This is a genomic window from Streptomyces pratensis (assembly GCF_016804005.1).
GTDB classification, from domain to species: Bacteria; Actinomycetota; Actinomycetes; order Streptomycetales; family Streptomycetaceae; genus Streptomyces; species Streptomyces pratensis_A.
In genome coordinates this window covers 4,826,271-4,851,775 of the sequence record NZ_CP051486.1, presented here as the reverse complement: position 1 = coordinate 4,851,775, position 25,505 = coordinate 4,826,271, and the positions used below count along the sequence as shown (strand labels likewise).

Annotated in this window: 10 protein-coding genes; 6 read left to right on the top strand and 4 right to left on the bottom strand. The window is 71.4% G+C overall.

Going from position 1 to position 25,505, the window contains the following annotated elements:
- Nucleotides 1–2: 2 nt before the first annotated feature.
- From HED23_RS19610 to HED23_RS19595, 4 genes are all read right to left on the bottom strand, one after another.
- Entirely contained in the window at nt 3–902 is a 900-nt protein-coding gene (locus tag HED23_RS19610; RefSeq protein ID WP_203184705.1) for a carbohydrate ABC transporter permease, read from the bottom strand.
- Between the two features lie 78 nt (nt 903–980).
- Nucleotides 981–2,306 carry an ABC transporter substrate-binding protein gene (locus HED23_RS19605; RefSeq protein WP_203184704.1) on the bottom strand — a complete coding sequence of 442 codons (1,326 nt, stop codon included), beginning with the start codon at nt 2,304–2,306 and terminating at the stop codon, nt 981–983.
- A gap of 410 nt (nt 2,307–2,716) precedes the next feature.
- Complete coding sequence (locus HED23_RS19600) at nt 2,717–4,504, bottom strand: glycoside hydrolase family 35 protein (protein ID WP_203184703.1); 1,788 nt, start codon at nt 4,502–4,504, stop codon at nt 2,717–2,719.
- Between the two features lie 39 nt (nt 4,505–4,543).
- Nucleotides 4,544–5,602, bottom strand: a complete 1,059-nt coding sequence (locus HED23_RS19595) for a substrate-binding domain-containing protein (RefSeq protein WP_203184702.1) — start codon at nt 5,600–5,602, stop codon at nt 4,544–4,546.
- A gap of 276 nt (nt 5,603–5,878) precedes the next feature.
- Here HED23_RS19595 and HED23_RS36120 point away from each other — a divergent pair, with 276 nt between their 5' ends.
- From HED23_RS36120 to HED23_RS19565, 6 genes are all read left to right on the top strand, one after another.
- Entirely contained in the window at nt 5,879–6,439 is a 561-nt protein-coding gene (locus HED23_RS36120) for an SDR family NAD(P)-dependent oxidoreductase (protein WP_203184701.1), read from the top strand.
- 70 nt (nt 6,440–6,509) lie between these two features.
- A complete protein-coding gene (locus HED23_RS19585; RefSeq protein ID WP_203184700.1) occupies nt 6,510–7,628 on the top strand; it encodes an SDR family oxidoreductase in 1,119 nt (372 codons plus the stop codon).
- Nucleotides 7,629–7,728: 100 nt separating this feature from the next.
- Nucleotides 7,729–9,312 (top strand): PfaD family polyunsaturated fatty acid/polyketide biosynthesis protein, encoded by a 1,584-nt coding sequence (locus HED23_RS19580; RefSeq protein ID WP_420803085.1) that lies wholly within the window; start codon nt 7,729–7,731, stop codon nt 9,310–9,312.
- 41 nt (nt 9,313–9,353) lie between these two features.
- Nucleotides 9,354–15,413, top strand: coding sequence for a type I polyketide synthase (locus tag HED23_RS19575; RefSeq protein WP_203184698.1), 6,060 nt, complete (start codon nt 9,354–9,356; stop codon nt 15,411–15,413).
- A 45-nt stretch (nt 15,414–15,458) separates the two neighbouring features.
- Nucleotides 15,459–23,225, top strand: a complete 7,767-nt coding sequence (locus HED23_RS19570) for a beta-ketoacyl synthase N-terminal-like domain-containing protein (RefSeq protein ID WP_203184697.1) — start codon at nt 15,459–15,461, stop codon at nt 23,223–23,225.
- A complete protein-coding gene (locus tag HED23_RS19565) occupies nt 23,222–25,474 on the top strand; it encodes an MMPL family transporter (RefSeq protein WP_203184696.1) in 2,253 nt (750 codons plus the stop codon). The genes HED23_RS19570 and HED23_RS19565 overlap by 4 nt, the downstream gene beginning before the upstream one ends.
- The last annotated feature ends 31 nt before the right edge of the window (nt 25,475–25,505 follow it).

The following is a 25,505-nucleotide window of genomic DNA, read 5'->3' as shown; positions in this document are numbered from 1 at the left end:
GGTCACGCCTCCTTCCAGCGGTTGCCGAACTTGGTGATCACGAAGGACAGAGCGGCGCCCAGGAGGGCCAGCAGCAGGGAGGCCGCGGCCGCGAGTCCGTAGTCGTGCTCGGTGAAGGCGGCCTGGTAGATGTACATCACCGGACTCCAGTCCTGTGAGATGGCGGACGACCGGCTGCGCAGCACCTCCGGCTCGTTGAACAGCTGGATCGCGCCGACGGCGGTGAAGAGCATGGTGAGGACGACGGAGGACCGGATCATCGGCAGTTTCACGGCCAGTGCAGTGCGCAGCTCGCCCGCGCCGTCGATGCGGGCCGCTTCCAGGGTCTCCTTGGGAACGGCCTGCAACGCGGCGTAGAAGATCACCATGTTGTAGCCGATCCACTGCCATGCGGCCGCGTTGGCCATGGAGAGGACCACTCCGTCAGGGCCGAGGAAGTCCCATTCCACGCCGAGGGTCCGCAGGAGATCGATCACCGGGCTGAGCCCCGGCGTGTAGAGGAAACCCCAGATGATCGCGGCGATCAGACCGGGCACGGCGTGAGGGAGGAAGTACGCCAGCTGGAAGAACCTCTTCGCCTTGGCCATCGCGGAGTCCACCAGCAGGGCCAGGGCGAGCGCCCCGCCGACCATCACCGGGATGTAGATCAGGCAGTAGAGGGCGATGTGCAGGAAGCCGCGATGGAACGACGCGTCGCCGAGGGCGCGCAGATAGTTGTCGGCACCGACGAACACGGTCTCCGTGCCGCCGAATCCGAGCCCGCTCGTGGCCTGTTCGCGGAACAGGCTCATCCACAGCGAGTACCCGATGGGCGCGACGAGCGTGGCGAGGAAGAGGATGAAGAATGGGGCGACGAAGAGGACGGGTGTGGTGCGCTGCCCGCGGCCGAGCCGGGTAGTCATCGGCGTTAGCTCCTTGGAGGGGTCGGAGCGCCGGGGCGGGGTATCGGTGCCCGCCCCGGCGGCTCGGGAACGCGAGGATCAACGGGCGAGCTTCAGGCCCCGGTCGGTTATCGCCTTCTCGGCCGCAGCCTGACCGGCCTCGAACGCCGGCCAGAACTCCCCGGTCTTCTGGGCCTTGCCGAACTCCGCCTGCATGGTCATCGTCGTGGAGTTGTGCACGGGGCTCCAGGTCCAGTCCTTCGCGATGCGCGGTACCTGTGACCCGGCGACGGCGTAGATGTCCTGGCCGGCGAAGAACGAGGTGTCGAACGTGGACCTGGCGGCGGCACGCAACTTCTCGGCGGCGGGCAGACCGCTGGAGGTGCCGGCCGCGAGGCGGGCCTCGACGGCCTTGGTCTCGGTGGTGGACCAGGCGATGAACTCGGCGGCGGCCTCGGCCTTCCTGCTGTCCTTCGTGATGGCGAACGCCGAGCCGCCGACCGCACCGGTGGCCGGTGTTCCCCAGTGGGGAAGCGGTGCCTCGGCCCACTTGCCCGCCTGCCCGGGGTAGGTGGTCTTGATGGAACCGGCGCTCCATGAAGCCCCGATCAGTGCGATCGCCTTCGAGTCGGTGACCGCCTTGGTCGCCTCAGGACTCCACCCCTTGTGGTTGAGGACCAGGTCGTCCTGGACCAGGCCCTTCCAGTAGTCGGCGACCTTCCGGGTGGCCGGATCGGTGATGTCCACCTTCCAGGCGTCGCTCGTCGCGCCGTACCACCGGGCGCCGGCCTGCTGGGAGAGACCGGCCCAGGTGGCGGTGTCGTCGCCCCAGAAGTCGAGCAGTCGCGCCTTGCCCTTGGAAGCGGTCCTGACCTTCTCCGCGGCCGCCCTGAACTCGGCCCAGGTGGCCGGGACCTCGATGCCGTACTCCTCGAAGAGGTCGGTTCGGTAGTAGAGCGTCTGCGGACCGACGTCGTAGGGGGCTGCCCAGGTCCTGTCCCCGAGCGTGACCAGGCTCCGCACCGAGTCGGGGGCGTACTCCTCGACGATGCCGCCGAGTTCGGCGCTGGAGTCGCGGAGGAGCCCCTGGGTCACGAAGTCGGGCACGGCCTGGTACTCAAGGTTGACGACATCCGGGGCGTTGCCCGCCTTGACCGCCTTGGAGATCTTGTCGTAACCGCCGTTGAGGCCGGCGGGGATCTCGGCGTGCGTGACCTTGATGTCCGGGTGGGACGCGTTGAACGCTTCGGTCATGTCGGCGGTGCCTGGCATCCACGACCAGTAGGTGATTTCCACGGGCTTCTCGGCGGAACCGGTGCCGGCGTCCGATGAGGTGTCCTCTCCCGCGCAGGCGGTGACGAGGAGGGCCAGGGAAGCCAACGCGGCCGCGAGGGCCGTGGAGGACGAACGGGTGCTGGGCTGCATGGCGATACTCCTACGGGAGGCCAACAGGTGGCGGCGAGTTGACGACATCTTTCGGCCAAGAACGATCAGAGTCAATAGGAAATGAACAAACGAACATCAAGAAGCGATATCGATCGGGTTGCGTGATTGTGAGCGCGGGCGTACGACCGCACCGATCGGCACCGGCCCACGCGCAGCGCCGATACCCCCGCCGGCTCGGGCGGGGGTATCGGCGCTGCGATGCTCGTGAACGCGGAGAATGCGGAGGACGCGGAGAACGTCGAGGCCGGTGCGCCTCGCCGGGGAGGGGTGCAGCTCACCGGGCGGACCGCGTGGCAGCCCACCCGGCGGGCCGCGCGGCGGCTACCTCGGTGCCGCGAGCCGGAGTGCTCGGTCCGCGGTCCGTCGGGTGCGCCTGCCGCGCAGGGGGATCAGCCGAGGTCCGGGGCGTCGCGCAGTTCCACGGCAGGATGTCCGGCACCGTCGAGTTCCAGGATCACGATGTTGTTGCGCCCCGCTCGCAGGAGTGGCCACGGTACGTACAGCGTCCGCTGGGGACCCCGGGCTTCCCAGTACCGGCCCAGGCAGTAGCCGTTGACCCAGACGTAGCCCTTGCCCCACCCCGGCAGGGCGACATAGGTGTCGCCCGGTTCCGCCACATCGAGGAAGCCGCGGTGGAAGACCGGTCCCGGGCGTGGCGCGGGCGTGTCCGCGGCCGCATCGGACGAGGCCCTCCATGGCAGCCCGTCGGGTGTCCCGTGGCCCAGTTCGACCGCACGCGCGGTCCAGTCGTGCAGTATCTGCTGTGTGTGCAGGACACGGCTGAGACCTTTGCGGTCCCCGAGCCCCACCCCGTAGTTGACCCGGCCCATCGACTCCACCAGCAGCTGCACTTGCGCGTGCGTCCCGCTGACGTGGACTCCCTCGACCGCTTCGGCTCCGTCCCGCTCGAGTACCCCTACCTGCGTGCCGTCCACGAAGACGTGTGCGCGGTCGGCGAGGCCGTGTACCGTCAGCGGGTAGGGGCCGCGCGGGCCGGGGATGCGGGAGGTGTAGAGCACGAGCCCGTGCCCGATCCCGAGCTCCTCGAACGACGGCGGCTCGGCGGCTCGCACCTCTTCGTGCGCCAGTACGTCCAGGACATCGAAGAGGGGGACCGACTCACTCAGTTGTACGAGCCCGGTGGGCAGGAGCGGGGCCGGCGGTTCCGGTTCGGGGAGCGGTTCATCGGCGTACTGCCGCAGCACGTTGCGGAAGGCGAGGAACTTCTCCGTCACGCCGCCGCGCTCATCCACCGGCGCGTCGTAGTCGTAGGACGTCACGGTCGGGAGGTAGCGCGAACCGGTCGCCGGGTCCTGTGTGTTGGCCCCCGCCCAGGTGGAGAAGTTCGTTCCGCCGTGTGCCATGTACAGGTTGACCGACGCTCCCGAAGCCAGGATCTCCGCCAGGGAGTCCGCGGCGTCCTTCGGGTCACGTACGACGTGCTCGGCGCCCCAGTGGTCGAACCAGCCGCACCAGAATTCCATGCACATGGGCGGGTCGTCAGGGCGCAGCCGCTTCAGACCGGCGAAGGCCTCGGTCGCGCGGCTGCCGAAATTCACGGTGGCCAGACGCCCCGGGACAGTGCCCCCGGTGAGGAAGAAGTCGTCGGGACCGTCCGACGTGAACAGCGGCACGTCGATGCCCCGCGCCCGCATCCCGGCCGCGAGGTGCTCCAGGTAGCCGGTGTCCGTGCCGTAGGACCCGTATTCGTTCTCCACCTGCACCATGAGTACGTTGCCGCCCCGGGTCACCTGGTGCGGCGCGATAAGCGGCATCAGGCGGTCGTACCAGCGGTTCACACGTGCGAGATAGCCCGGGTCCTGGCAGCGCAGGGCCCGTACCGCCGGGTCGGCGAGCAGCCACCAGGGCAGGCCGCCGTTCTCCCATTCGGCGCATATGTAGGGCGATGGCCGGACGATCGAGTGCAGTCCTGCCTCGCGGGTGGCGTGCAGGAAGCGGTCCAGGTCCGCGATTCCCGCGAAGTCGTACTCCTCCGGGCGCGGCTCGTGGAGGTTCCAGGGGACGTACGTCTCCACGGTGTTGAGGCCCATGGAGCGCAGCATGCGGAGCCGCTGCGGCCACTGCTCCGGCTGGACGCGAAAGTAGTGCAAGGCGCCTGACAGGAGGCGCAGAGGGCGGCCGTCGAGGGAGAACCCCTCGGGCGAGATGCGGAACATGAGGGGCTCTCCGGGTGGGCGTACCGCGTGAACGGGGGATCAGGTGGAGGCGCGGACGTGCAGCTCCGGCAGGATCGAGAGCAGATGCCGTGGACGGCTCGGGTCCGAGACGCGCTTCGCCAGCAGTTCCACGGCGGAGACGCCCACGGCGAGCTTGGGCGGGGCGACGGCGGTCAGAGGGATGTCGGCGAGGGAGGCGACCTCGTCGTCGTAGGCGACGAGGGCCAGGTCGCCGGGCACGTCGACGCCGCGGGCACGAAGGCGTTGGAGCAGCACGAGTGCGTCGTGGTCGTTGTGGATCAGGGCGCCGTCCAGGAGTCCGTCGGTGACCGCGTCGGCGAACTCGCCCAGGACCTCCTCGCGGCGGACGGCGTCACCGGCGGGCGGCGGCATGCGGAAGACGCCGTCGGCGGGCGCATCGAGCCCTGCCGACGCCAGGCCCTTCCGGTATCCGTCCACAAGGGGCTCGCTGTGCGGGCTGTCGTCGCGCACCAGGAGCCCGATCTTCCGGCGCGTCGCGGCGAGGTGGTGAACGGCGAGCCGGGCGCCGTAGACGTGATCGGTGACGACCCGCTCGGCGGCGGAGATCTCGTCCTCAGGGCGGCGCTCCACCCACACGTGTGGAATGGTCAGCTCGCTGAGCCAGGACGAGGCAGCCGCGACGTCGCAGGTCGCGATGAGGAGCCCGTCGAGGCCGTCGGCCAGCATGCGCCCGACCTGCGCACGTTCCTCCTCCGGGCTGTACTGCGAGATGCCGAGCACCAAGCGGATGCCGCGCTCGCCCGCTGCCTCCTGCGCGCCTTTGATCACTTCCGGGTAGTAGTAGTCGGCGGCCGGCACGATCAGGCCGAACGACAACTGCCCGCGGCCTGACTGGAGCCTGGCGGCCGGCTCCGCACCCGTGGCCCCGGCGCGTGCCGTCGGCAGGACGGCGCCGCCGTGCACGCGCGTGACCAGCCCTCGGTCCGCCAGCGTCTCGATGTCACGGCGAATGGTGACTGGCGAGACCTGCAGCTCCTCGGCGAAGTCGGTGACCCGGAGCGTGCCCCGCTCGCGCAGCCTGTGAAGTATCGCCTGATGCCTCTCCTCGGCATGCATGCTTCAGCACCCCCTCCTTGAACTCTTCGAAGCCCGGCTGGGTGTCAGTGTATCGGCCTGGTGAGCACATGTGAACGTTTCTGTTCGAACAGTCATTTTGAGCGACGCGTTTTCGTTTTGCACTTCGGTCAGGTAAGGGGAAGCGCTGTCGCCGTGTGCCGGGTGATCGGCTCTCGGTGCCACCTCGGGCGAATGTGCTGGTGTCCAGTATTAATTCTTATTTAAAGAGCGTAGTGGTGGTGTACCTGGGCGCCACCGGCCGTCCGAACGCCGTCCGTGCCGCAGCCTACGGAGCCGCCCCATGCCTTCCCCGGGCCGCAGGCGCCCGCGGGAGCGCGTCGTTTCGACGGCCGGACCGTCGTGGTCACGGGAGCGGCCGGGAGCATCGGAGCCGCCACCGCCCGGCGCCTCGCCGACGAGGGGGCCCGCGTCCTGGTCGCCGACATCGACAGGCGGGCGACTGCTCAGCTCGTTCTCGATCTGGACGGCGACGACCGGGCCGCCCTCGTCGTGCCCGGGGCTGCGCGGTTCGTGCGAGATCCGGGCGTAGTACGGCTCGACGAGCGCGAGATGGGCCGGATCGTCGGTGCTCGGTGCGCACTCGACGTCCTTCAGAAATGGCTGATCCCGCGATCGGCCGGCCGAGCGTGCAACAGCGCACGGAGCGGCCGCACTTCGGCCGGCGCTCGTGGTGCCGGGTGGAGCCCCGGCCCGCCTGCGGCCGAAGCGCGGGTCCATTCGGGTGAAGTTGCGCAAAGGCGTCGGCCATGCCGTTTCCATGTCCACGGACCGGTGGTTGTCCATGCCGGGGTGCCGGACCGCGCGATCCGCGGGTGACTCCACCAGCTCCACGGTTCCCCGGCCAGGCAACCGGATCTCAATTCCCTGAACTCTGGAGTTACTGAAAGTGCGAGTCGCTCTCACCGGGGCCACCGGGTTCCTAGGACTGCGTCTTGTCCGTCAGCTGCTGGAACGCCACGACTCGCTGACGGTCCTCGCGCACGCCGGATCCCCCTGCGCGCTGGGACGGATCACCCGCTTCATGGAGCTGACGGGTGCGCCCGCCGCGCTGACCGCGGAGCTCCCCCGCAGGCTGCGTGTCGTGGAGACCGACCTGAGCCGGCCCGGATTGGGGCTGACCGCCGCGGAGTTCCGGCGGCTCGCGGACGGGCTGGACGTCATCTGGCACAGCGCGGGCAACATCAAGCTGGACGACGAACTCGGGAACCTCCGCCGGGTCAACGTCGAAGGCACCCGTCACGTACTGGAGTTGGCCGCTTCCGGCGCCCGCCGACCGCTGGTCCACCACGTCGGTACCGCCTTCGTGGGCGGTGCGCGCCGTGAAGGCGTGCTCTACGAGGACGAGTTGGACGACCGGTACGGCTTCGAGAACAGTTACGAGCGGTCCAAGTACGAGGCCGAGGTGCTGGTACGCGACTGGTCGCGGGAACACGGCCGTCCGGTCGTGGTCATGCGGCCCAGCGTCCTGGTCACCGACATGCCACCCAGTCCGGAACTTCCCCAGCATCCGCTGCAGTTCCTCTCCCGGATCGTGGAGGCCGCGCTGGGGAGCGGCGCTCCCGCCGAAGGGGAGGTCTCCGAGCGGGACCGCCCGGTGGTGCGGGTGGCGGGCCACCCCCGCGGCCATCTGAATCTGATGCCGGTGGAGCACGCGGCCGCCGTCATGGTCCAGCTGGCGAGCCGGCCCCCCTCGGGGCGGGCCGACGTCTATCACGTCGTCCACGACCACGACGTCGCCACCACCGTTCTCGCCGCCCTGCTGGAGCGGATGGCGCCGGTGAAGGTGCGGCTCGTCGAGAAGAAGCCGGAAGACCCGGACCCGCTGGAAGCAGCCGCCGACCTCTACCCCGGCTTCACGCCGTACCTCAGCCATCGCCGTCGATTCGACGACACCCGCGTGCGGAGCCTGCTGGGCCCTTTCCCGTCAGGGATCCGTGTCGATCTCGACTACCTGGCCACCGGCATCGGTACGGGGCGGACGGCGTCCACCACGGGGGCGCCCTGACCCGCGCCGGGGCCCCGCACAGGGCGCGTTCCACAGCGCCCCCGCGCCTCGCGGGGGCCGCTCCCGCCGTCCGCACCTCTTCCTGATGGGAAACCAGACCTTGTCCGTACTGACATGTCCCGACGGGGCCGTCGCTGCCGCGCCGGTCTTCGCGCCGGAGCAGATCGCGGCCTGCGTCCGGCAGGTCCGGCAGCACGCGCACATCGTCGCGGGCCCCACCGGCCGGGAACTGGGCCTGGTGATGGGCCCGAGGCCCGTGGGCGAGACCGTCGGCACACTGCCGCCGCTGTATCCGGAGTGGCTGGGAGGACGGACCTTCTGCGAGGCGCACGGGGTCCGCTTCCCCTACGTGGCCGGGGAGATGGCGAACGGCATCGCCACGACACGCATGGTGGCGGCGATGGCCCGGGCTGAGATGCTCGGGTTCTTCGGCGCCGGTGGCCTCGGGTGCCCCGAGGTGGAGCGAGCGGTGCACGAGCTGGCCACGGAGCTGGCCGGCATGCCGAACTGGGGGGTGAACCTGATCCATTCCCCGAACGAACCCGCTCTGGAGTACCGGGTCGCCAAGCTGCTCCTGCGCCACAACGTCCCCTGCGTCTCGGCGTCGGCGTACATGGAACTCACCCCGGCCGTGGTGCTGTGCTCGGCCGCGGGACTGCGCCGGGGCCCGGACGGGCGGATCGTACGGCGCACCCGGGTCTTCGCCAAGGTGTCACGCCCCGAGGTGGCGGCACACTTCCTCTCGCCCGCGCCGCCCGGCCTGCTGCGTCCCCTGGTCGAGAGCGGGGAGCTCAGCGCGGAGGAAGCCGCGCTGGCCGCGCGGGTACCCGTGGCCCAGGACCTCACGGTGGAGTCCGACAGCGGCGGACACACCGACAACCGGCCGCTCGGGGTCCTGCTGCCGCGGATCCTGCTCCTGCGGGAGGAACTCACCCAACGCTTCGGGTACACGGAAGCGGTCAGGGTCGGCGCCGCCGGCGGACTGGGAACCCCGGACGCGGTCGCCGCCGCCTTCGCCCTCGGCGCGGCCTACGTCGTGACGGGCTCGGTGAATCAGGTCGCCGTGGAAGCAGGGATCTCGGACGACGCGAAGGCGATGCTGGACGACGCCGACATCGCCGACGTCGGCATGGCCCCGGCGGCCGACATGTTCGAGCTGGGCGTCAAGCTCCAGGTCCTGCGCCGGGGAAGCCTGTTCGCCCAGCGGGCCGGGTACCTCCACGCGGCGTACGAGGCCCACTCCTCGCTCGAGGAACTGCCGTCGCAGCTGCGCGCCAAGCTCGAACGGGACGTGTTCCGAGCCCCGCTCGACGAAGTGTGGGAGCTCACCCGGCGCTTCTGGCAGGAGCGCGACCCCGAGGAGGCGGCCCGCGCCGAGCGTGAACCCAGGCACCGCATGGCACTGGTCTTCCGCTGGTACCTGGGCAACTCCAGCCGATGGGCCATCACCGGGGACGCCACCCGGCGCGGTGACTACCAGATCTGGTGCGGTCCGGCGATGGGCGCGTTCAACCGATGGACAGCGGGCAGCTTCCTGGCGCACCGGGCCAACCGCTCCGTCGTGCAGATCGCGCTCAACCTGCTCGAAGGCGCCGCGGTGGTCACCCGCGCGCACCAGCTCCGCACCTACGGCGTGCCGGTGCCGTCCTCGGCGTCCCTCTTCACCCCGTGCCCCCTCGCCTGACCGCGACCCGGCGTCCACCGACCAGCAAGGAAGTGGAGAGCATGTCCTCCCCCCGCCCCCCACAGGTTCCGATCGCCGTGGTCGGCATCGGTGCTCTCATGCCCGGCGAGCACGGTGCCGACGGCTTCTGGCGTACGGTCGTGACCGGGCGTGACCTGATCACCGACGTCCCCGCCGCCCGCTGGCTCGTCGAGGACTACTACGATCCCGACCCCGCCGCGCCGGACAAGACGTACGCCCGCCGGGGGGCCTTCCTCTCCGACGTCGCGTTCGACCCGATGGCCTTCGGCATCCCCCCGAACACCCTCGGTTCCACGGACACCGTGCAGTTGCTCGCACTCACCGTCGCCGAGCAGGTCCTCACCGATATCGGCGGGCTTCGCGGAACGGACCGCGACCGCGTCTCCGTGATCCTCGGGGCGGGCGCCACGGAGCTGTTCACGCACATGACCGCGCGGATCCAGCGTCCGGTCTGGCTCAAGGCCCTCCGGGAGAACGGCATCCCCGAGGACGAGGCGCAGGCCGTCTGCGACAGCATCACCGACCACTACGCCCCCTGGCAGGAGTCGACCTTTCCGGGGCTGCTCGGCAACGTCATCGCGGGCCGGATCGCGAACCGGTTCGATCTCCACGGCACCAACCACATCACGGACGCCGCCTGCGCGAGTTCCTTCGCCGCCCTCTCGACGGCGGTGGGCGAACTCTCCCTCGGCCGGGCCGATCTGGTGATCAGCGGAGGCGTCGACGCCTCGAACGACGCCGGTACGTATCTGTGCTTCTCCAAGACGCCCGCCCTGTCACCCAGCGGCGACTGCCGCCCCTTCTCGGACGCTGCCGACGGGACGATGCTCGGCGAGGGCATCGCCATGTATGCCCTGAAACGACTGGCCGACGCGGAACGCGCCGGCGACCGGGTCCACGCCGTGATCCGCGGGATCGGCACCTCGTCGGACGGCAGGAGCGGAGCGATCTACGCGCCGGTGCCCGAGGGGCAGGCCCGAGCTCTCCGACGCACCTACGAGGACGCCGGCTACGGACCGGAGAGCGTCGAGCTGGTGGAGGCGCACGGCACCGGGACCAACGCGGGGGACGCCGCTGAGTTCGCCGCGCTGCGCCAGGTCTACGAGGATTCAGGCCGGGAGGACGCGCAGTGGTGTGCCCTCGGCACGGTCAAGTCGCAGATCGGCCACACCAAGGCGGCGGCCGGTGCCGTCGGTCTCCTCAAGAGCGTCCTCGCCCTGAACCACAAGGTCCTCCCACCGATGATCAAGGTGGACCGGCCCGATCCCGCGATGAAGGTCGAGGACAGCCCGTTCTACGTGAACACCAGGCCGCGCCCGTGGGTGCGTGCCCCCGGCCGGCCGCGCAGGGCCGCCGTGTCCAGCTTCGGCTTCGGCGGCAGCAACTTCCACGTCACCCTGGAGGAGTACACCCCTTCCCCCGGGTCCGGTGCCCGTGCGGCATCGCGTCTGAGAGCCGCACCCACCGAACTGGTGCTGCTCAGTGCTCCGTCGGCGTCCGAACTCCTTCGGCGGAGGATCGACGACGGCCGGCCGCTGCCCGACACCGCACGGCAGAGCCAGCGGGACTTCCGTGCGAGTGACCCCGTGCGTCTCGCGATCGTCGCGGCGCACGGCGGCGACCTGTCGGACAAGCTCGAGCAGGCCTTCGCCCTGATCGGCCGGCACCCGGACACGGGCTTCTCCACACCGACGGGTGTCCACTACGCCACCGGCCCGGCCGACGTCGGCCGTATCGGCTTCCTCTTCCCGGGACAGGGCGCCCAGTACGTCGGCATGGGCGCGGACGTCGCCATGCTGTCCCCGGCCGCCCAGGCGGTGTGGGACCGGCTGGGAACCACGGAGTCCGGTCATCGCGAGCTGCACCGTGTGGTGTTCCCGCCACCTGCCTTCAGCGACGAGGAACGAGCCGCCCAGCAGGGGCTGCTCACCGCGACCGAGTGGGCCCAGCCCGCACTGGCGGTACACAGTCTCGCCCTGATCGAGGTGCTGCGCGGTCTCGGCCTGCGGCCGGACTGCGTGGCGGGCCACAGCTTCGGGGAACTGGTCGCGCTGCACGCGGCGGGCGCGCTGGAGGCCGAATCGCTGGTGGCCCTCGCCCGCAGGCGGGGGGAGCTGATGCGGGAGGCTGCAGCCGTGCCCGGCACCATGCTGGCAGCGGTGGCCGGACGCTCCCGGATCGAGGAGGCCATCGCCGCCTGTGGCGCCACGGACGTCTGGCTGGCCAACCACAACGCTCCCGCCCAGACAGTGCTCTCCGGCGCTTCGCGGACGGTCGAGGTCATCGAGCAGAGGCTCGCCGCCGAGGGCATCACCACCCGACGGCTGGAAGCCGCGACGGCCTTCCACAGCCCGGTCGTCGCACCTGCGAGCGGACCGCTTCTCGAGTACCTGCGCGGGATTCCGGTCAGTGAGCCCCGGATCGAGGTCTACGGGAACGCCGACGCCGGGGTCTACCCCTCCGCCCCGGAGGAGATCAGGCGGAGGATCGCCGACCACCTCGCCTCGCCCGTCCTGTTCAGCGACGAGGTCGAGGCGATGTACTCGGCGGGCGTACGGACCTTCGTCGAGGTCGGCGCCGGTGACACGCTCACCGGCCTCGTCAAGCAGATCCTCGGCGACCGCGAACACCTCGCGGTCGGCCTGGACCGTAAGGGACGCAACGGAACCACCTCCCTGCAGGACGCACTCGGCCGGCTCGCCGTACGGGGCGTCCCACTCGACCACGACGACTTGTGGGCGCCCTACGCGCCGCCCGCAGCAGCAGCCGAGGAGCGCAAGCCCAGAATGACCGTGCAGATCAATGGCAGGAACCACGGCCGGGCCTACCCGCCCGCCGGAGGCGCCGACGCACTGCCCGCGCCGAATCCGCCCCGTCGGCTCGACGTACCCCCGCCCGCTGTCGTCCACGTACCCGCTCCCCCCGTACCGGTCCCGGCCCAGGCCGCCGCCGTTCCCGCTGAGGTCGAGCCCGTGGCCCCCGCCTTGCCTGTCGCGCCCGCCTTGCCTGTCGCATCCGCCGTGCCTGCTGCGCCCGTCTTGCCTGCCTCAGCCGGGACGGACGCCGACTGGTTCGCCGTGATCGACAACGTGCAGCGCTACACGGCCCAGGCCCATGAGGCATGCCAGCGCATGCTGATCGACAGTCACCTGGCCTTCCTGCAGATGACGGAGACGACCTTCAGCGCGATGCTCGGGGCGTCGAGCGGCGGAGGAAGCGCCGCTCCTGCCCTGTTCGCGCCCCCCGCCGTGCCGGCCGCGCCGACGGTCCTGCCCACTCCGCCCGGGACCACCGCCCCGCGCGCGGCCGCTGTGCCGTCCGCCCAGCCGGTGGCGGTCGTCGCCCCTGTCGTGCTCCCTGAGCCGGCAGTGACCGTGCCCGTGCCACCCGTGCGCGAGGATCCCCGGCCGGCCCCGGCTCCCGCTGCTCCCGAAGCCCCTGCCGCAACCCAGGACATGTCCGCTGAGGGATTCGAAAAGCTGCTGCTGTCCGTGGTCGCGGAACGGACGGGCTATCCGGTCGGGATGCTGGATGTGGACATGGAGCTCGAGTCGGATCTGGGGGTGGATTCGATCAAGCGGGTGGAGATTCTGTCCGCGATGCGGGAGCAGGTCGGTGAGCGCCCGGACGGGGAAGTGGGAGAGCTGCTGAAGCTCCGCACGCTCCGCCAGATCGTCGAGGCGTTCACCGCCACCACCGTCCCTGCCCCCGTCGGTCACGCCGCCACGGTTCCCGCCACCGTCGGCCCCGCCGCCACCGCTCCCGCCTCCGTCGTTTCCGCCGGCCGGTCCCGGGCGGACCAGGAGATCCCCGCACCCCGGCACGAGCCCACCCGGCCGGCGGAGCTCAGCCGCCTCGCCGTCCGCGCGGTCGAAACCCCCGCGCCCGGACTGGCCCTCGCCGGTCTGGGTGAAGAGCTGATCGCTGTGACCGAGGACGGTCTCGGAATCGCTGAGCTGGTGGCGGCCGGACTGACCGGTCACGGATTCCGGGCCGCCGTCGTGTCCTCCGTCCCCCCGGAATCCCGGGCGGTCGTGCACCTCGGCGGTCTCGCTCAGGCCGGTTCACCCGAGGCCGCGCTGGAGCTGCAGCGGGACGTCTTCCGGGCGGCGAGGTCGGTCGCCCCGCACTTCACCGCCGCAGGCGGGGTGTTCGTAGCCGTACAGGACACCGGCGGCGACTTCGGGCTCCGCGGAAGCCTGCCCGAGAGGGCCTGGCTCGGAGGTATCGCCGCACTGGCCAGGACCGCGGCCAAGGAGTGGCCCACGGCCACGGTCAAGGCGATCGACTGCGAGCGCGGAGGGCGTGACGCGGACGCCGTCGCCGAAGCGATCGTCGCCGAACTGCTGAACGGCGGACCGGCTGCGGAGGTCGGTCTGCGCGCGGACGGCACCCGCACCACCCTGGCCGCGGTCCCCGCGTCGACGGAACCCGGGCAGACCGGGGACATCGGCCCGGACTCGGTCGTCGTGGCCACCGGCGGAGCCCGCGGGGTGACAGCGGCCGCCCTGCTGGACCTCGCCGGGGCCCACCGGCCCCGCATCCTGCTGCTGGGCCGCACGGAGCCCGCCGAGGAACCGCCGGGGCTGGAGGCGGCGACCGACGAGGCCGCCCTCACCCGAGCCCTCGCGGAACGCTCCGACGCTGCCGGCCCGGCCGCGATCGGTGCCCAGGCGCGAGGGATCCTGGCGGCCCGCGAGGTCCGGTCCACCGTGGCTGCCCTGGAGAACGCCGGTTCCAGGGTCCGTTACGTGCCGGTGGACGTCCGGGACGGCGTGGCACTGCACGGCGTGCTCGATGAGGTACGCCGCGACTGGGGACCGGTCACAGGAATCGTTCACGGCGCCGGGGTGCTGGCGGACAAGCTGCTCGCCGACAAGACCGACGAGCAGTACGACCGCGTCCTGGCCACCAAGGTGGGTGGTCTGCGCGCGCTGCTCGCCGCGACCGAGGGCGATCCGCTCGACACGATCGTCCTGTTCTCCTCGGTCGCCGCCGTCTTCGGCAATGCCGGACAGAGCGACTACGCCATGGCCAACGAGGTGCTCGGCCAAGTGGCCTGCGCCGAGCGCGCCCGGCGTCCCGACTGCCTCGTACGCTCCATCGCGTGGGGCCCGTGGCACGGTGGAATGGTCACCCCCGCGCTGGCCGCGCACTTCGGAAGGGCCGGTGTCCCGCTCATCCCCGTGGAGCAGGGCGCCTCCGCCTTCACCACCGAGCTGAGCGTCCGGGGTGCCGACACCAGGGTGGTCATCGCGGCGGGGGACGACCCGTGCTCCCTGACAGCCGTCGGCGAGCCGGCCCCGGCACAGGTGCGCGTCGACGCGCACACCCACCCCTATCTGGCCGACCACGACATCGCCGGCGTCCCTGTCCTGCCGCTCGCGCTGGCCCTGGACCGGTTCGCCGGCGCGGCCGCCGCCTGGCGGCCGAACGCCGGCCACCTGGTACTGCGGGACCTCCGTGTCTTCAGCAAGGTCGCACTGCCGCATCTGGACGGCGCAGGCCATCGGCTGACCCTGCGCGCCCGCCGGGCGGCGACCGGCTCTCCCTCGGCCCTCGAGGCCGAACTCGTCGGCGATGAGAGCACACCGCACTTCCGGATTCAGATGGAGTTCGAGGCGAGCCCGCCACGACCGGAGAACTGGGACACCCCCCAGGGCATCGCCCCGCTGTCCACCGAGGTCTACGACGGCCGGGTGCTGTTCCACGGTCCGCGATTCCGTGCCCTCCGCTCCGTCCACGGGGTCGGCGCCGACGGAGCCGAGGCGACCGTGACCGGCCTGACCGGCCTCGGCTGGGGCGGCGACCACTGGCAGATCGACGCGGCTGCCACGGACGGCGCCCTGCAACTCGCCCTGCTGTGGGCGGACTACGCGCTCGGGGCCGCCACCCTGCCGATGGCGGTGGCGGAGTGCAGGGTGCACAGGTACGGCCCGGCCGAGGACACCGTGAGGTGCGTGGTGCGAGCCAGGAAGGTGCACGACACAGGAGCGCGCTGCGATGTGGCGCTCGTCGACCCGGACGGCCTCCCCCGGACCGAACTGCTCGGCGTGGAACTCGTGCGACGTCCTTCCTGACCCCGTACCACCCGGATTCGTCCGTGTTCGTGAAATGAGACCGGTATGGGATTCGACCCGATCGCCGTCGTCGGCCGGGGGTGCGTCTTCCCCGACGCGCTCGACCCTGAAGCCTTCTGGGACAACATCGCCGCACGCCGGTGCAGCCTCTCGCCCGTCCCGGACGGCAGATGGCGGCTTCCGCACCGATGGGCCATGGGAACCGTCGACGACCACCTCGACCGCACGTGGACCGACGTCGGCGGCTACGTCCGGGACTTCGGTCCGGCTTTCGACCCGACGGGGTTCCTCGTCGGCCCCGAGGAGATCCTCGGCCTGGACCAGCTGTTCCACTGGGTGCTGTACGGCGCGCGGCAGGCACTGCGGGAGGCGGGACAGGAAGGGCCGTCGCCCCGAGCGGGCCTGGTCCTTGGGAACCTGTCCTACCCCACGAGCACGGGCTCCGCCTTCGCCGAGCACGTCTGGCTGTCCGAAGGCGCACCTTCCCTGCTGGCCGCGGCGGCACCGGCCAGGCCCGACGCACGCAACCGCTTCTCCTCGGGGTTCCCCGCGCACTTCGCGGCCCGGGCGCTCGGGCTGGGCGCAGGGGCCTTCGCGCTGGATGCCGCCTGCGCCTCGTCCCTGTACGCGGTCAAACTGGCCTGCGACCGACTGCACGACGGTACGGCGGACATCATGGTTGCCGGTGCGGTCAACCGGGCCGACAACCTGTTCCTGCACGTGGGGTTCTGCGGCCTTTCCGCAGTGAGCCCCAGCAGCCGCAGCCGTCCTTTCCACCGGGACGCCGACGGTCTGCTTCCCGGAGAGGGCGCCGGGTTCGTCGCGCTGATGCGCCTGCGTGACGCCCTGGCGCAGGGTTCGCCGGTACTCGGGGTCATCCGGGGCGTAGGACTGTCCAACGACGGCCGCGGCAGAGGACTGCTCAGCCCCGCGCAGGAGGGGCAGGAGCGGGCGATGCGCCTGGCATACGGCATGGCGGGTGTCGCACCGCGGTCCGTCTCGCTCGTGGAGTGCCACGCGACGGGGACCCCCGTCGGGGACGTCGAAGAGGTCCGCAGCATGGCGCGGCTCTTCGCCGACAGCCCCGACGTGCCCATCGGTTCCGTGAAGTCCAACGTCGGACACCTGCTGGCCGCGGCCGGCGTGGGCGGGCTGCTCAAGGTGCTCGGCGCGATGCGGGCCGGCGTCCGGCCCGCCACGCTCGCCGCCGAAGAGCCGCTGACCGAGCTGGGCGGCACAGGGCTGCGGGTGCTGAGCGAGTCCGAGCAGTGGCCCGGCCTCCGTCGGGCGGCGGTCAGTGCCTTCGGATTCGGGGGCACCAACGCCCATCTGATCGTCGACGCCTGGGACGGTACGGACACCGCCGCCGTAGCGGTGCCCGGTGCACGGCGCCCGCCTGGTGAGCCCCTGGCGATCGTGGCGGCAGCCACCCGGGCCGGGGACGGAGCAGCCACCCAGGACTTCGTCCGAGCGGTGCTCGACGGCCGCCGGAGCGGACCGGCGGCAGAGATCGACGTGGCTCTGCCGGGGCTGTGCTTCCCGCCCCTGGCGGTCGAACGGGCGCTGCCCCAGCAGGTCCTGATGCTCGAAGCCGCCCGGGAGGCGGCGCGAGACGTGGTCCTGCCACGGGACCGGACCATGGTCCTCGTAGGGACAGGCGTGGACACGATGAACTCCCTCGCCACCGCACGCTGGCGAGCCCCGTTCTGGCTGGAGAAGGCAGGCAAGCCCGCCGGCGAGGCTCCGGCCGCAGCTCTCCGGGACGCCTTCTCCGCGCCGATGGACGCGGAGCGGGTCGTCGGCACCCTGCCCAATCTCGTGGCCAACCGGATCAACACCCAGCTCGACCTGGGCGGACCCGGCTGCACCGTCTCGGCCGAGGAGGCCTCCGGACTCGTCGCGCTGGGCCTCGCGGCACGTGCGATCCGAGCAGGGGAGGCCGACGCGGCGCTCGTCGGTGCCGTCGACCTCTCCGACGAACCTGTCCACCGGGCCGCCGTGCGGGAGCTCGGACGGGACACCACCACCGGGGACGCCGCGGTCGCGGTCGTCCTCAAGCGTCTCACCGACGCCCGCCGGGACGGCGACACCGTACTAGCCCTCCTCGACGCCGGAACCACCGACGAGCCGGACGTGGTCATCGGCGACGGCGCGGACGCCCGGTTCGACCCTGCCGAACTGTTCGGCAGGGCACATGCCGCCCACGGGCTGCTGGGGGTCGCCATCGCGGTGACCGCCCTGCGCCACCGCGCGCTGCCGCGGAAGGGAGGCCCCGCCGAGCCACGACCGGGTCCCTGCACCGCGCACGTGGTGGTGGCACCGCTGGGGGCACCCGCGACGCGCGTGCAACTGCGGACCGCCGACCCCGGGGCCAGGGCAGCCGGTCCGGCCGCACGGCTGCACGTGTACTCCGGTCGTGACCGTCAGGAGGTCCTGGCCGCAATGGAGTCGGGGACCGAGTCCGGCGGAGGGCCCGCCAGACTGGCCCTCGTGTCCGACGGCGACCCCCTGACGCAACGGGACGCCGTGCGCCGCTGGCTCGTCGAGGGCGGAGTCAAGCCGCCCGGCGCGGTGTACCGCGCCGCACCGGTGGAGGGCGAGGTCGCCTTCGTGTTCACCAACGGGTCGGCGGCGTACCCGGGCATGGGCCGCGATGTGCAGCTGGCTCTGCCCGCACTCGGCGACGCGGTCGCGGCCACGTACGGGAAGGCCGTCGGACCGGCGGTGCACGGCGCCGGGCGGACGGTACTCGACCAGATCTGGGGGGCCGCCCGACTGGCCGCGGTCCACGTCGAGCTGAGCCGGGGTCTGCTGGGGCTGCGACCGGACGCCGCCATCGGCTACTCCTCCGGGGAGTCGGCGGCCCTGGTCGCCCTCGGAGCCTGGAGGGATGTGGCGGCCCTGCACGAGGACACCTTGGGCAGCGGCCTGTTCACCGGCGAACTCACAGGCGAGCTGAGGGCAGTACGCCGCGCCTGGGAACAGCTCGGTGTGGAGGGGGACCGGTGGTCGAGTCACCTGGTGACCGCACCCATCGACCGGGTCCGTGAGGAGCTGGCGCACGAACGTGCCGTCCATCTGCTGGCGGTCAACGCCCCTGACGTGTGTGTGGTCGGCGGCGAGTCACGGGCGTGCGCCGCCGTCGTCGCGCGGCTCGGGGCCGATCTCGCGCTTCCGGTCGACTACGACCTGGCCGCCCACGCACCCGAGCTGGCCGGGGTCCGTGACCGGTGGTGGAACCTTCACCACCGCCCCACCGTCGCCGTGCCGGGGGTCCGGTTCTACAGCGGGGCGACCACGCACTGGTACACCCCGACGGCCGAGCGTGCGGCCGACGCCGTCACGGCGCAGGGCATGGGGACGATCGACTTCGTCGGCACGGTCGAACGGGCGTGGGCGGACGGAGTCCGTGTATTCGTCGAGCACGGGCCGAGCGGCCTGTGCACGGCATGGATCAAGCGGATCCTGGGCGACCGCGAGCATGTTGCCGTCGCGCTCGACGCCCAGGGCAGGGGACTGCGCCCGCTGCACCTGGCCGTGGCCGAACTCGTGGCCGCCGGTGTGTCCGTCCGCGCCGAGGCGCTCTTCGAGCATCTGCGAGCCGCCGTGGCGCCCACGACCGACGACACCCCTTCCTTCACCGTTCCCGCCCACCGGGAGATCATCTTGCCGTCAGTCGAACCGCCCGCAGTGGTCATGCCCAGGGCACCCCGACTGGCACCGGTGCCGGCCGGCCCGGCCGCCGCGCCCGTCATCGCCGGCCCTCCGCCCGTCTCCGCCGGCCCGCCGCCTCTCCCCGCCGCCACCGCGCCTCTCCCGGCTCCCACCGTGCCCCTCCCCGCCGCCACCGGACCACAGGCGACGGACATGCGCACGCTGGTCGCGCGTCAGGCCGACCGCGTGATCGCGCTGCACCAGGACGTTCTCGCCCGTCAGGTCCACCTGCACCAGAGATTCCTGCAGACCAGGGCACAGCTCGCCACCGCACTGGTGCGGGCGGCGGGAGCAGTGCCGCCGGCCCTGTCCGTTCCGGCCGGACAGGGGCAGAGGCAGAGGCACGGTCCCGGTGCCGGCCGGCCCGACCCCGTGCCGGTGACCGTGTTCGACCGGGAGCAGCTGGAACACTTCGCCTCGCAGCCGGTCTCCGCCCTGTTCGGACCCAGGTTCGCCGCACAGGACGCGTACGGGCTGCAGACCAGGATGCCCGGGCCCCCGATGCTGCTCGCCGACCGGGTCACCGGCATCGACGCCGTCCCCGCCGCCCTCGCCGACCTGGGACCCGAACACGCCACCGGCACGATCAGGACCGAGACCGACGTCCGCCTCGACAGCTGGTACCTCGACCCCACCGGGCGCATGCCGGCAGGCCTGATGATCGAGGCGGGCCAGGCGGACCTGCTGCTGATCAGCTGGCTCGGCATCGATCTGCTCAACCGGGGCGAACGGGCGTACCGGCTGCTCGGCTGCGAAATGACCTACCACGGCAGTCCGCCCCAGGCGGGGGAGACCGTGCGCTACGAGATCCACATCGACAGGCATGCACGACACGACGGCATCCGTCTGTTCTTCTTCCACTACGACTGCTACGTGGGCGACGAACTCCGGCTGAGCGTCCGGGAGGGCCAGGCGGGCTTCTTCACGAAGGCAGAGCTCGACGGCGCGGACGGTGTGCGCTGGGACCCCGCCTCCCGCACACCGTCCGAGGACCTCCCGCACGACCCGCCGGCCGTGCGCTGCGCACGGTCGTCCTTCACCGCCGAACAGGTCCTGGCCTTCGCGGCGGGCCGGCCGGCGGACTGCTTCGGTCCCGGCTGGGACATCACAAGGTCGCACGTGCGCTCTCCCCGCCCGGACGGAGGACGTCTGCTGCTCCTGCGCGAGGTCACCGAGTTCGACCCGGCCGGAGGGCCGTGGGGCCATGGCTACCTCCGCGCGGAGACACCCGTCTCACCGGACGACTGGTTCTTCGAAGGGCATTTCACGAACGACCCGTGCATGCCCGGAACCCTGATGCTCCAGGCCGGCCTGCAGGCCATGGCCTTCTACCTGACCGCCCTCGGTCTCACCGTCGCCAGGGACGGCTGGCGCTTCGAGCCGGCCGCCGAGCAGCCCTGCACCGCCCGCTGCCGTGGTCAGGCCACCCCCGACAGCAGGCTGATCGTGTACGAGGTGTTCGTGCGCGGCGTCTCGGACGGGCCCGAACCGACGCTGTACGCCGACGTTCTGGGCACCGTGGACGGGGTCAGGGCCTTCCACGGCGAGAACGTCGCTCTCCGGCTCGTACCGGACTGGCCACTGTCGCACTGGCGGCAACTCGGCGGGCACATGGAGCAGACCAGCGGGACACCTGTGCCGCTCGCCCGTCTGGGCGGGCTCGTAGGTCATCACGAGACGAAGGCGGTGATGGAGGCCGACGGTCTGGCCTTCGACTACCCGTCGTTGCTGGCATGCGCGTGGGGAAAGCCGAGCGAGGCCTTCGGCGCCGCGGCGCAGGTCTTCGACGGCACACGCAGGATCGCTCGACTGCCCGGGCCGCCATATCACTTCATGACCCGCATCGTCTCCCTGGAGGGTCCGCAGCGCGGAATGCGGCAGGGCAGCCGGGTGGTCGCCGAGTACGACGTACCCGACCGGGTGTGGTACTTCGAGCAGAACGGCCACCAGGTCATGCCGTTCGCGGTCCTCATGGAGATCGCCCTGCAACCGTGCGGGTGGCTTGCCGCCTCCGTCGGCTGTCCGCTGAGCGCCGAGATCGATCTGCTCTTCCGCAACCTCGACGGGCGGGGGACGGTCACCGGCGAGATCACTCCGGCCACCCGGACCGTGCGCACCGAGGCGGAGCTGACCTCGCTCTCCCGGACCGGCGACATGACCATCGTGTCCTTCACGGTCAGGTGCTTCGCCGACGGCGAAGAAGTCTTCACCCTGTCGACGGTGTTCGGCTACTTTCCGTCCTCCGCCTTCGACCACCAGGTCGGACTGCCCGTCCCGGAGAGCGACCGGGCCGCGCTGGACGCGCCGTGCGAGCGCGCGGTCGACCTCACGACGAGGCCCGCACGGTACTTCGCCGGTGAGGCAGGTCTGCCCGGTCCGATGCTGCTGATGATCGACAGGATCACCGGCTACTGGCCGGAGGGGGGAAGCGCGGGGCTCGGACGGCTCCGGTCGGAGAAGGATGTCGACGCGGGGGAGTGGTTCTTCAAGGCCCACTTCTTCCAGGATCCGGTCCAGCCCGGCTCGCTCGGCATCGAGGCCATGTGCCAGCTGCTCCGGTTCTACCTGATCGAGCGGGGCCTCACCGCCGGGGTTCCCCGCCCCAGGTTCGAGCCCGTCATGCCCGGCCACGAGGTCGTATGGAAGTACCGCGGCCAGATCACCCCGGACAACCGACTGATCAGGATCGACCTGGAGATCCTCGAAGCCGCCGAGGACGCGCGTGGGCCCTACGCGGTTGCCGAAGCGCGTCTCTGGGGCGACGGGATCTGCCTCTACCACGTCCGCGGGCTCGGTGTCCGCGTCGTGTCCGACGGGCCTTCGGGAGTGACGGAGGGCCCGTCGGGAGTGACGGAGAGCCTGACCGGAGTGACGGAGGGCCCGTCGGGAGTGACGGAGAGCCTGACCGGAGTGACGGAGGGCCCGTCGGGAGTGACGGAGACGACGTTCGATCCTGCCGCCGACACCTGGATCGCCGATCACTGCCCGACGTTCACGGTCCCCGCGCTGCCGATGATGTCGGTGGTCGACCGACTCGCCCAGGCCGCCGCGGATCACACCGGCGGCCAGGTGGTGGCCGTCCGTGATGTGCAGTTGCGGCGCTGGACCCCGCTCGCCGAACCCGTCCTGCTACGGACGGAGGTGGTGCCCACGGAGGCAGGGCTCGAGGTGAAACTGCTGTCGTGGCGTGAGGCGGCGACGCCCTCGCTGTCCCGGTTCGAGGAAGTAGCCAGTGGCACCGTCACGGTGGGCCACCTGCCGGACCGTCGTCCCGAGCGGTTCGCCCCGCTGCCCGACGCCGTGGTGCAGCCGGATCCGTACGCCTCGGCCGAGCTGTTCCACGGGCCGGCGTTCCAGTACCTGACCTCGCTCGCCGTCGGGGCGGCCGGATCCTCCGGCGTGGCCGACATCGGCCGGGGCGCGGTGCCGAGGGGATGCCTGAACCAGGGAGTCATGGACGCCCTCATCCAGGTGATCCCGTCCGCGAGCATGTGGCGGTGGTCCCACGAGATCGGCGACGACGTGGTCGGCTACCCCCTCCGGGTGGAGAGACTGGAGCTGTTCGAAGCGCCGCCGGAGGCCGGTGAGGTCGAGATCGAGGCCCGTTTCGCCGGGTTCGTGGCCGAAGGGGCGGGCCCCAGGCCCATGTCGGCGATCGACGTGCAGATGTGCGTGGACGGACGGGTCGCCGCCGAGCTGCGTCTGATCAACGTCCTGCTGTCCGTCGGCCGGTTCTCCCGCATCTCACTGCCCGAGCGCCGGGACTGGCTCACCGGGCGTCGTGCACCGTCAGGGGCGGGGCTGTGCAGACACGTCGAGGGGGTCACCGAACTCCTCGCGGACGAGGTCGACGAAGTGGACACGCTCAGGGGCACCGTCGCCCACGCCCTGGGACTGCCGCCCGGCTCCAGGGGCAGGGACCACCTCGAGGTCATCGCGGTCAAGGACCACGTCGGCCGGCTGGCCGGTGTGCACCCGTGCACGGTGGAGGTCGGCGAGGACCTGCGGTCCGCCCGTACGGCCTCCGGGCAGCTGCACCCGGTCCAGGTCGCCCGCAGCGGGGACAAGGTCACAGTCCGTTCCGCCGGTGAACGATGACCGGGGAAGCCGGTCCCGTCTCCGGTCCGGGCGGGCGGGCGACGCGTCCCGAGCGCCTGGTGCGCCTGCTGTCGCGGTGGCGGTTCGCGCTCCTCGCGCTGACCGTGCTGGTGACGATCGGTCTCGGAGCCGTCGGCATGGGCGTGTTCGGCAAGCTCTCCGGTGGCGGATGGACGCCCGCAGACTCCGATTCCGCGCGTGCGGACTCGCTGCTGCGCGAGCACTTCCGGTCGGGAAGCCCCGACCTGGTCCTGCTCGTCGAGGCGCCGGGCTCCGTCGACGAGCCGCAGGCCGCGGCCGCAGGCCGGCACCTGACCGAAAGGCTTCGTGCCGACGCACGCGTGCAGCACCTCGACTCGTACTGGCCGCAGGGCGACCCGGCTCTGGTCTCCCGGGACCGGCGCACCGCGCTCATCAGCCTGCGACTGCGCGGGGGCGAACACGCGACCGCAGCGGCCGCCGAGGACATCCGCCGGGAGACCGCCACCGGGACGGCACCGCTGAAGGCGTCGGCCGCCGGGCGCGCGGTGGCGAAGCGCGACCTGGAGAAACAGAGCCAGCACGACCTCGTACGAGCGGAGCTGATCGCGGCACCTCTCGTGCTGCTCATCCTCGTGTGGATCTTCGGCAACGTCCTGAGCGCCCTGCTCGCGCTGTCCGTGGGTGGCATCGCGGTCGTGGGCACCCTGGCACTGCTGCACGCGCTGACCGAGTTCACCCAGGTGTCGATCTTCGCGGTCAACCTGACCACGGCCCTGGGCTTCGGCCTGGCCATCGACTACGGCCTCTTCATCATCACCCGGCACAGAGAGGAGCTGGCGGCAGGCCGTGACGTCCGGCAGGCCGTCCTGGTGAGCGTGCGCACGGCGGGCCGGACCGTCTTCTTCTCCGCGGTGACAGTCACACTGTCGATGGCCGCGCTTCTGGTCTTCCCCATGTACTTCCTGCGCTCGCTGGCCTACGCGGGCATGAGTGTGGCGGCCCTGGCCGGACTGACCGCGGTGCTCGTGCTCCCCGTCTGCCTGCTCGCGGCCGGCCACCGGGTCAACGGCCGGCGAGGCCCGTCACCTTCGTCGGGCGAAGGCACGGAGAGCGCCGACGCCGAGCGCGGGTTCTTCTTCCGCACCGCCCGGATCGTCATGCGCCGTCCCTTCCTCACCGTGATCCTGGTGGCTCCCGCCCTGCTCTGCCTGGCCGCTCCGTTCCAGCGGGTCGAATTCGGCCTGTCGGACGACCGGGCGCTGCCCGCGTCCTCCCCGGTGCACCGCGCAACCGACGTGCTGCGCAACGACTTCGACACCCAGGCCACAGCCATGGCGAGCATCGTGCTGCCCGGCCTCACGAGCCCGTCGTCGCGGAGTCTCTCCGAATACGCCCGCGAGATCTCACTGACCGCCCACGTCGTCAGGGTGGACACGGCGACGGGCTCCTATGCCGGAGGTGACCGGCAGGCCCCGCCCACCCAGTCGTCCGCCCGCTTCTCCGGGGCGAGCGGCGGGTGGCTCTCGGTCGTCACCGACGCCGAACCCTTCTCCGCGGAGGGCGGAGAACTGGTCGGTGCGCTGAGAGCGGTGCCGGCACCGGTCCGCGCGCTCGTGGGCGGGGACGCGGCCGCGCTGGTGGACACCAGAGCCGCCGTCGGCGAACGGCTCGGACCGGCGGTGGGGATCATCGTGCTGGTCATCTGCACCCTCCTCTTCCTCTTCACCGGCAGTGTCCTCATCCCGGTCAAGGCGGTGCTGCTCAACCTGCTCAGCCTCACCGCCACGTTCGGGGCGATCGTCCATGTGTTCCAGGACGGAAATCTGCGCTGGCTGGTGGGCGACTTCCTGGTCACCGGCACCACGGACACGCTGCTGCCCGTGCTGATGTTCTGCATCACCTTCGGAGTCTCGATGGACTACGAGATGTTCCTGCTCTCCAGGATCATGGAAGAGCATCGACGCACGGGCGACACCACCTCTGCCGTGGCCTTCGGGCTCGAGCGGACCGGCCGGTTGTTCACCGCCGCTGCTCTCGTGCTCGGCATCACGATGGCGGCGATGGCCACCTCCGGACTCACCCCCTTGAAGCTCCTGGGTGTGGGCCTCACGCTCGCGGTCGTCCTCGACGCCACGCTGGTGAGGATGCTCCTGGTGCCCGCGATCATGAAGATGGCAGGCCGGGCGAACTGGTGGTGCCCCAGGCCCCTGCGGTACGTGCACGCCCGTTTCGGCGTCTCGGAGACCGAGGCCCGGGCGACGGCCTGAAGCAGGCCGTCGGGGCGTCGGCCACGACCGC

What these genes read in the sequence shown, in the direction of transcription:
- HED23_RS19565 (WP_203184696.1), top strand. Translation starts at nt 23,222, where the DNA reads ATGACCGGGGAAGCCGGTCCCGTCTCCGGTCCGGGCGGGCGGGCGACG.
- HED23_RS19575 (WP_203184698.1), top strand. Translation starts at nt 9,354, where the DNA reads ATGTCCTCCCCCCGCCCCCCACAGGTTCCGATCGCCGTGGTCGGCATC.
- HED23_RS19600 (WP_203184703.1), bottom strand. Translation starts at nt 4,504, where the DNA reads ATGTTCCGCATCTCGCCCGAGGGGTTCTCCCTCGACGGCCGCCCTCTG.
- HED23_RS19605 (WP_203184704.1), bottom strand. Translation starts at nt 2,306, where the DNA reads ATGCAGCCCAGCACCCGTTCGTCCTCCACGGCCCTCGCGGCCGCGTTG.
- HED23_RS19570 (WP_203184697.1), top strand. Translation starts at nt 15,459, where the DNA reads ATGGGATTCGACCCGATCGCCGTCGTCGGCCGGGGGTGCGTCTTCCCC.
- HED23_RS19595 (WP_203184702.1), bottom strand. Translation starts at nt 5,602, where the DNA reads ATGCATGCCGAGGAGAGGCATCAGGCGATACTTCACAGGCTGCGCGAG.
- HED23_RS19610 (WP_203184705.1), bottom strand. Translation starts at nt 902, where the DNA reads ATGACTACCCGGCTCGGCCGCGGGCAGCGCACCACACCCGTCCTCTTC.